The sequence below is a fragment of the Curtobacterium sp. Csp2 genome, assembly GCF_013347165.1.
On sequence record NZ_CP054593.1, the window covers coordinates 1 to 8,379 of the forward strand.

9 protein-coding genes are annotated in these 8,379 nt (G+C 74.6%); 3 read left to right on the forward strand and 6 right to left on the reverse strand.

The features are described 5' to 3' along the window. Positions 1 to 66: 66 nt before the first annotated feature. From HUN59_RS00010 to HUN59_RS00035, 6 genes are all read right to left on the reverse strand, one after another. Positions 67 to 1,914, reverse strand: coding sequence for an ABC-F family ATP-binding cassette domain-containing protein (locus tag HUN59_RS00010; protein ID WP_174777131.1), 1,848 nt, complete (start codon positions 1,912 to 1,914; stop codon positions 67 to 69). A 167-nt stretch (positions 1,915 to 2,081) separates the two neighbouring features. Further along, entirely contained in the window at positions 2,082 to 2,480 is a 399-nt protein-coding gene (locus HUN59_RS00015; RefSeq protein WP_058740572.1) for a PLD nuclease N-terminal domain-containing protein, read from the reverse strand. 96 nt (positions 2,481 to 2,576) lie between these two features. Continuing rightward, on the reverse strand, positions 2,577 to 3,053 hold the full coding sequence (locus HUN59_RS00020; RefSeq protein ID WP_174777132.1) for a molybdenum cofactor biosynthesis protein MoaE: 477 nt from the start codon (positions 3,051 to 3,053) through the stop codon (positions 2,577 to 2,579). After that, on the reverse strand, positions 3,050 to 3,562 hold the full coding sequence (locus HUN59_RS00025; RefSeq protein WP_174777133.1) for a MogA/MoaB family molybdenum cofactor biosynthesis protein: 513 nt from the start codon (positions 3,560 to 3,562) through the stop codon (positions 3,050 to 3,052). Before HUN59_RS00025 ends, HUN59_RS00020 begins: the two co-directional genes overlap by 4 nt. Next, on the reverse strand, positions 3,559 to 4,047 hold the full coding sequence (moaC, locus tag HUN59_RS00030; RefSeq protein WP_174777134.1) for a cyclic pyranopterin monophosphate synthase MoaC: 489 nt from the start codon (positions 4,045 to 4,047) through the stop codon (positions 3,559 to 3,561). The genes HUN59_RS00025 and moaC overlap by 4 nt, the downstream gene beginning before the upstream one ends. Then, positions 4,044 to 5,306, reverse strand: a complete 1,263-nt coding sequence (locus HUN59_RS00035) for a molybdopterin molybdotransferase MoeA (protein WP_254629908.1) — start codon at positions 5,304 to 5,306, stop codon at positions 4,044 to 4,046. The genes moaC and HUN59_RS00035 overlap by 4 nt, the downstream gene beginning before the upstream one ends. Positions 5,307 to 5,421: 115 nt before the next feature. Here HUN59_RS00035 and HUN59_RS00040 point away from each other — a divergent pair, with 115 nt between their 5' ends. From HUN59_RS00040 to HUN59_RS00050, 3 genes are all read left to right on the forward strand, one after another. Then, on the forward strand, positions 5,422 to 6,300 hold the full coding sequence (locus tag HUN59_RS00040) for an MTAP family purine nucleoside phosphorylase (RefSeq protein ID WP_254629909.1): 879 nt from the start codon (positions 5,422 to 5,424) through the stop codon (positions 6,298 to 6,300). Next, on the forward strand, positions 6,297 to 7,367 hold the full coding sequence (locus HUN59_RS00045) for an NAD-dependent epimerase/dehydratase family protein (RefSeq protein WP_174777137.1): 1,071 nt from the start codon (positions 6,297 to 6,299) through the stop codon (positions 7,365 to 7,367). Before HUN59_RS00040 ends, HUN59_RS00045 begins: the two co-directional genes overlap by 4 nt. A 194-nt stretch (positions 7,368 to 7,561) precedes the next feature. Then, positions 7,562 to 8,379, forward strand: an 818-nt coding sequence (locus HUN59_RS00050; protein ID WP_368076188.1) for a glycosyltransferase family 2 protein, incomplete at its 3' end; no start/stop codon positions are given.

Genomic DNA, 8,379 nt, shown 5'->3' on the forward strand with positions numbered 1-8,379 from the left:
GACAGACCCGACGTCTTCTGCTCCATCGACGGTCGACCCGGCAGCGCCGACCGGCCCCCGGCACCCCTAGACCCCGAGCGCCTCGGCGACCTCGAGCCAGCGCTCCTCCAGCTGCTCAACCTCGGCCTCGAGGGCGCCGAGCTGCGTCTGCAGCGCCCCGAGTCCCGCGTAGTCGGACTGGTCGTGTGCCGCGAACGCGTCGAGCAGCTTCTGCCGGTCCTGCCCTGCCTTCGCGATCTTGCGGTCGAGAGCCGACATCTCCTTCTCGGCAGCGCGCCGGTCCGCTCCGGACAGGCCGGGCGCAGCAGGGGCACCGGACGCGACCGTCCCGGGACCGGACCCGCCCGCCGGGGCCGTGTCGGGCCTCCCGGCTGATGCGGCGGCAGCCGCCGACGCCGTCTGCGGGACCGAACCCGACGCACGCAACCGCATGTACTCGTCGACGCCGCCCGGCAGGTGCCGGAGGTGCCCGCCGAGCACCGCGTACTGCTGGTCGGTGACGCGCTCGAGCAGGTACCGGTCGTGCGACACGACGAGCAGGGTGCCCGGCCAGGTGTCGAGCAGGTCCTCCATCGCGGCGAGCATGTCGGTGTCGAGGTCGTTCGTGGGCTCGTCGAGGATGAGCACGTTCGGCTCGTCGAGCAGGATGAGCATGAGCTGTAGCCGCCGCTTCTGCCCGCCACTGAGATCGCGAACCGGCGTGGAGAGCTGCTCCGACGTGAAGCCGAGGCGCTCGAGCAGCTGCGACGGCGTCATCTCCTTGCCGTCCGCGACGTAGCTCGTCTTCTTGCGGGCGACGACCTCGCGCACCCGGTCATCGGCGAACTGCGCGAGGTCCGCGAGCTGCTGGTCGAGCACCGCGACCTGCACGGTCTTGCCTGTCTTCACCCGGCCGACGGTGGGCTGGAGCGCGCCCGACACCAGGTTCAGCAGCGTGGACTTGCCCGCGCCGTTCGGCCCGAGGATGCCGGTCCGCTCCCCCGGCGCGATCCGCCACTCGACGTCGCGCAGGATCACGTCGTCGCCGAACGAGACGCCGACGTCGAGCAGGTCGACGACGTCCTTGCCGAGCCGCGCGGTCGCCGTCTGCGCCAGGGCGACGGTGTCGCGGATGGGCGGGACGTCGTCGATGAGCGCATTCGCCGCGTCGATGCGGAACTTCGGCTTGCTCGTGCGGGCCGGGGCCCCGCGGCGGAGCCAGGCGAGCTCCTTCCGCGCCAGGTTCTGCCGGCGCTGCTCGGAAGCGGCGGCCTGCCGGTCGCGCTCGACGCGCTGCAGGATGTACGCCGCGTAACCGCCCTCGAAGGGCTCGACGACGCCGTCGTGCACCTCCCACGTGTCCGTGGACACGGCGTCGAGGAACCACCGGTCGTGCGTCACGACCACGAGCCCGCCCTGGTTCGACGACCAGCGCCGGTTGATGTGGTCGGCGAGCCACTGGATGCCCTCGACGTCGAGGTGGTTCGTCGGCTCGTCGAGGAACAGCACGTCCCAGTCGCCCACCAGGAGCTTCGCGAGGGCGATCCGTCGACGCTGGCCTCCGGAGAGGTCGTCGACGACGGCCTCCCACGGGATGTCCGACACGAGACCGCCGATGACGTCGCGGATCTTCGGGTCGCCCGCCCACTCGTGCTCCGCGAGGTCACCGACCACGGTCGCGCCGACCGTGGCTCCGGCCGGGAGCACGTCGCGCTGGTCGAGGTAGCCGATCGTCAGCCCGCGGCGGTGCGTGACGCGGCCGGCGTCGGGCTCCAGACGCTGGGCGAGCAGCGCGAGCAGCGTCGACTTGCCGTCGCCGTTCCGGCCGACGACGCCGATGCGGTCGCCCTCGTCGAGGCCGAGGGTGACGCTGTCGAAGACGACACGGGTGGGGAACTCGAGATGCACGTTCTCGGCGCCGAGGAGATGAGCCACCCGACAAGGGTAGGTGGCGCGGGTGACGAGTCGAACCAGGGATGCGACGTCGAACCAACCGCGGTGGCTGGTTCGACGTCGGGAACGTGGTTCGACACATGGCTGCGCGCGGGCGTGCGCGCGCGCAGCCGCGGGGCGCTGTCGCGCCGTCGGCCTGGAGGCGCGGGTCAGCTCCCCGGGGTCGGCTCGCCCTCGCCGGCTGCCTCCTTGGCACGGCGCAGTCGCGCCTGGGCCTCCCAGTACTCGATCTCCCGCTCGAGCGCGGCGAGCTCCTGCTCCGTGCCGGTCACGCGCGCATCCCCGTGGGCGGCGCGGGCGTGCCCGAGGCTCGCGTACTGGTCCTCGTGACGGTTCGGCTCGAGGTACCGGCCGTGGTTCCGGTCGTTCGCGCTCCAGTCGTGGCCGACGGCGAACCACACGATGCTGCCGACGACGGGCAGGAAGACGCAGATCAGGATCCACGCGAACTTCGGCAGACCGCGGACCTGGTCCTCGCCCCGCGTGATGATGTCGATCAGGGCGAACACGAGCAGGACGACTCCGGCTCCGTACAGCAGCACGCTCATGTCTCGGGAGTCTATGGACCAGCCGAGTGCCCGACCACGCCCAGGACGGGTGCCGCGATCACGATCCTGCGTCGGTCTCCTGCGGGGCCGTACAGGTCAGAGTGCGGCCACCCACTCGTCGCTGCCGTCGGTGAACCGCTGGTGCTTCCAGATCGGCGTCCGCTCCTTGACCAGGTCGACGAGGGCGCCGCACGCGGTGAAGGCCACCCCGCGGTGCGGCGAGGCCACGGCGGCGGCGAGCGCCACGTCCCCGATGCCCAGGGCGCCGACACGGTGCAGCACGGCGATGCGGACCTCGGGGTGCTCGTCGGCGATGGTGCGGGCGACCTCGGCGATGACCTCGGCCGCGCTCGGGTGGCGCTCGTAGTCGAGCGCGGTGACGCCCTTGCCGCCGTCGTGGTCGCGGACGATGCCGGCGAAGGTCACGACGGCACCGTCCCGGTCGGTCGCGACGGCCGCGGAGACCTCGTCCACGGTGATGACCCGGTCGACGACGTCGGCGAGGACGACGCGGTCGGCGGAGGTCCCGGCGCCCCGGTCGGCGGCCTGCCCGCCGGGCTGCTCGGCGCTCACGACGCGCTCCGTCGTGCGTGTCCTTCGCCGTGCAGCTGGGCGAGCACGTGGTCGAGCACCCCGTCGAGGACCGCGAGTCCGTCGGCGACCCCGCCGCGCGATCCGGGCAGCGTGACGACCAGGGAACGGCCACCGGCGATCCCAGCGACACCCCGGGTCAGGAGCGCCGTCGGACCGGCGCCGGCGAGCCCGCGGCGACGGATCTCCTCGGTGATGCCGGGCAGCTCGAGGTCGACGAGGGGCGCCACGGCCTCGGGCGTGCGGTCGGTCGGTGTGACGCCCGTGCCGCCGGTCGTGACGACGAGCCGGGCATCGGCGAGCAGCTCCGCGGACACCGTCTCGGCGATCGGGCCGCCGTCCGGCACGATCGTCGGCTCGGCCACGGTGAAGCCGCGCTCGCGCAGCCAGCCCGCGATGACCGGTCCGGTGTGGTCGAGGGCGGGGTCCGTCGCGGCGGACGTCGAGACGACGACCACGCCGGCGCGCCCCCTGGTCGGTTCGGTGGTCATCGGTTGCTCCAGTCGCCGGAGCGTCCGCCGTGCTTCTCCAGCACCCGCACCTCCGTGATCACGGCCGCGCGGTCGACGGCCTTCACCATGTCGTACACGGTCAGCGCAGCGACGCTCGCCCCCGTCAGCGCCTCCATCTCGACGCCGGTGCGCGAGGTCGTGCGCACGGACACCTCGATCCGGACGCGGTCCCCGTCGCCCGTGATGTCGACCTGCACCCCGGCGATCGGCAGGGGGTGGCAGAGGGGCACGAGGTCCGAGGTCTTCTTGACGGCCATGATCGCGGCGATCCGGGCGGTGCCGATGACCTCGCCCTTCGGCAGCGACCCGTCGAGGATCCGGTCGACGACGTCCGCGCGCGTCACGAGGGTCGCGGTCGCCGTCGCCGAGCGGTCGGTGACGTCCTTCTCGGAGACGTCGACCATGTGCGCGGAGCCGTCGGCCCGGACGTGGGAGAGGTCGGGCTGGTCGGGCGCAGTGGTCATCGCAGGCTCCAGACGGTCAGGGGGTCGCCCGGTGCGACGGTGTCGGTGCCGACCGGGACGTGGACGAGGTGGGTGGCCGCCGCGAGGTGCCCGAGCAGGTGCGAGCTCGGCCCGCCGACGAACCAGACCCGGCCGTCCTGCACCCGGCCGCGACGGACCTGGTGCTTCGTCGGGGGCGAGGTCGTGCCCTCGGCAGCGGGGAGCTCGGCGGCGGCACGGTCGGGCGCGCCGACGAGTGGGGCGAGCACCGGGCGGACGAACAGCTCGAACGACACGAGCGCGGACACCGGGTTGCCCGGGAACGCCACGACCGGGACCGGACGTCCGCCGAGCGCGACGGTGCCGAGCGCCTGGGGCCCGCCGGGCTGCACCGCGACCGGGGTGACGGCGAGGCCGAGCGGCTCGAGGGCCTGCCGGACGACCTCGTACGCACCCGCGCTGATCCCGCCGGTGGTGAGCACGAGGTCAGCGCCGTCCACCCCGGGGTCGCCGACCGCCTCGCCGAGGGCGTCGACGAAGCGGTCCGGGTCGTCGCGCAGGCGGACGGTGCGGGACCGGGCGCCGACCTCGGCCAGGGCGGCCTGCAGCGCGACACCGTTCGCGTCCCCGATCGTCGCTGCGGCGTCGGCACCAGCGGCGGCACCGGGGTCCGTCGTGTCGTCCCGCAGCTCGCTGCCCGTCGACACGACGAGCACGCGCAGCGGCCGCACGACGTCCACGGCGTCGATGCCCGCCGCGGCGAGCGCCCCGAGGAGCGCCGGCGTCACCGGGGCGCCCGCGGGTGCGAGCTCGGCACCGGCTGCGACGTCGCTCCCGACGGTCCGGACGAACGTGCCCACCGTGGTGTCGACCGGGACCGTGAGCACGTCGAGCGCCATGGCCGCCGGGAAGGCCCCCGGCGGGACGGACTCGACCGGGACGACCGCGTCCGCGCCGTCCGGGATGCTCGCCCCGGTCATCACCGGCGCGGCGGTACCGGGGTCGAGCGGCGCGGGGACGATGCCTGCCGGGATCGGGTCGACGACGCGTACCACCGCACCGGCGTCGGCGGCCCGGACCGCGAAGCCGTCCATCTGGCTGTTGTCGAAGGTCGGTAGCGGCACCGGTGCGTGCACGGCCGCGGCGAGCACGCGGTACCCGCGCCCGGCGTCCGACGCGGTGGCGAGCGCCGCCAGCGACCGCCGCTCCGACCCGAGGCCGCCGAGGACCGGCGCGAGCAGCGTCGCGACCGCCTGGCGGTGCTGACCGATCGATCGCACGCGTGCCTCCGAACTCGTGTGGGCCCGAGCACTCGGCTGCTGCCGGTGGGCCGTCGATAGCGTATCCAGGGCGCACCGCGCGCCGAGGACATCGCCAGGACCTGTGGAGGACGACGTGAGCACGACCGCACCTGTGGACGGAACGACCGCACGCATCGGGGTGATCGGCGGCTCCGGCCTGTACCGGCTCTTCGAGGGGGGCACGGCCGACGAGCTCGTCGTCGAGACCCCGTTCGGCGCGACCTCCAGCCCGATCACCGTCGGCACGATGTCGGGCAAGCGCGTGGCGTTCCTCACCCGGCACGGCCGCGAGCACTCGGTCGCCCCGCACCTGATCAACCACCGCGCGAACCTGTGGGCGCTGCGCTCGCTCGGCGTCCGCGCGATCGTGTCCTCGAGCGCGGTCGGCGGCCTGCACCCGGACTACGCGCCCGGCACCTTCGTCGTGACGGACCAGCTCATCGACCGCACCTGGGGCCGCGCCGACACCTTCTTCGAGGACCAGGTGCAGCACCTGTCCTTCGCCGACCCCTTCGACCCCGTGCTCCGGCGCGCGGCGATCGACGCGGTGTCCGCCCTCGACGTGCCCTTCCGGCCGACCGGCACCTGCGTCGTGATCCAGGGGCCGCGCTTCTCGACCCGCGCGGAGTCCGTCTGGCTGCGCGAGGCCGGCGGCCACACGATCAACATGACCATGACGCCCGAGGTCCCGCTCGCCGCCGAGCTCGGCATCGGCACCGTGAACCTGTCGTTCGTCACCGACGCCGACGCCGGCCTGGCCCCGGCAGCGGACGAGACGGCCGGCCGACCCGCCGCGGACACGGAGGCCCCCGTCACGCACGCCGCCGTGATGGAGCGCCTGGCCCGGGCGAACGAGGTGATCGTCCGCGCCATCGGCGACATCGTCGGCGCGCTGCCGGACGACTACACCCCGCGCGAGCTCGTCCCCGCCGCCGCCAGCGCCAGCGTCGTGACCCTCGGGAGCGAGCGGTGACCCGCCTGCTCGTCACCGGCGGCGCGGGCTTCATCGGCTCCGCGATCGTCCGCCGCGCCCTCGCCGAGGGGTACGAGGTCCGCGTGCTCGACTCCCTCCGTGACGACGTGCACGGCGACCCCGCCGAGGTCGTCCGCGCCCACGAACAGCAGGGCACCGCGTTCGTGCACGGCGACGTCCGCGACCGGGCCGCCCTGGAGGCCGCGCTCGACGGCGTCGACGTCGTCTGCCACCAGGCCGCCAAGGTGGGGCTCGGCGTCGACTTCCAGGACGCCCCCGACTACGTGTCCTCGAACGACGCCGGGACCGCGCACGTCCTGGCCGGCATGGACCGCCGCGGCATCGGGCGACTCGTCGTCGCGAGCTCGATGGTCGTCTACGGCGAGGGCGCCTACGAGACCGCCGACGGCGAGCCGACCCGCCCGCCGGCCCGACGCCGCGAGGACCTGGACGCCGGACGGTTCGACCCGATCGGCCCCGACGGACGGCCGCTCGTCCCCGGCCTGATCGACGAGTCGGCGGCGCTCGACCCGCGGAACGTCTACGCGCAGACCAAGGTCGCGCAGGAGCACCTGGCCTCGAGCTGGGCCCGCGCGACCGGCGGGACCGCGATCGCCCTGCGGTACCACAACGTCTACGGCCCCGGCATGCCCTCGAACACCCCGTACGCCGGCGTCGCGTCCCTTTTCCGGTCGGCGCTCGCCCGGGGCGAGGCACCTCGCGTCTTCGAGGACGGCCGCCAGCGACGGGACTTCGTGCACGTGGACGACGTCGCCGGGGCGAACGCGGCCTCGATCGCGGCGACCGCCGACCTGCCCGCCGAGACGTTCCGCGCGTACAACGTCGGCTCCGGGGTCGTGCACACGATCGGCGACATGGCGTCCGCGATCGCCGGACCGGACGGGCCGCAGCCCGTCGTCACGGGCGAGTACCGGCTCGGTGACGTCCGGCACGTGACGGCGTCCTCGGAGCGCATCCGCGCCGAGCTCGGCTGGCACGCGCAGGTCGACTTCGAGCAGGGCATGCGCGACTTCGCGACCGCCCCGCTCCGCGCCGCCGTCCGCTGACCCGCACCGGGCCGCGCCCGACCGCGGCCTGCCCATCCCGGGCACCCGCCCGGCGCGACGCGCGCGCCGGGCGGGTGCCGTGCCTCCCGTCCGTCCCCCGAACGCGTGCCGCGACAGCCGCAACACGCGCACCGCCACGCCCGGGGGACACGGATCCTGTACCCCGCGACGTTGCATCGTGTTACGTCGAGGGCATGCACCCCGAGCCGACCGACGCCCCCGACCCCGCCGAGGACGCGACGCGCGCGGCGGACGCCCCGACCCGTCGATCCGGCGTCCCGCACCGAATGGGCGGCATGGACGTCGACGTGATCCTGCCCTGCCTGGACGAGGCCGACGCGCTCCCGCGCGTGATCGGCGCGCTGCCCCCGGGCTACCGGGCGATCGTCGTCGACAACGGCTCGACCGACGGCTCCGCCGACGTCGCCCGCGCGCACGGCGCGACCGTCGTCACCGAACCGGTCAAGGGCTTCGGCTCCGCGTGCGCCGCCGGTGTCGCCGCCGCGACCGCCGAGTACGTCGCCTTCTGCGACGCCGACGCCTCGATGGACCCCGGCGAGCTGCCCGCGCTCGTCGCCCGCGTCGCGGACGGCCGCACCGACCTCGCCCTCGGCCGACGCGTCCCCACCACGCGCGGCGCGTGGGCACCGCACGCCCGGTTCGCGAACCGCGTGCTCGCCGTCCTGATGCGCCGCGCGACCGGGTACCGCCTCCGCGACCTGGGCCCGATGCGCGTCATGCGCCGCGCCGACCTGGTCGCGCTCGACCTGCAGGACCGCCGCAGCGGCTACCCGCTCGAGATGGTCCTGGCCGCGCACGCGGCCGGCTGGCGCGTCGACGAGTCCGACATCGGCTACGCGCAGCGCGTGGGCGACAGCAAGGTCACCGGCACGCTGCGGGGCACCGTCAACGCGGTCCGCGACATGTCGCGCCTGCTGCGCGAGTACGGCCGGGAGGCACGCCCCCGGACCGTCGCACCCGGTCCCCTCCGGCGGACGGCCGGGTCCACTGC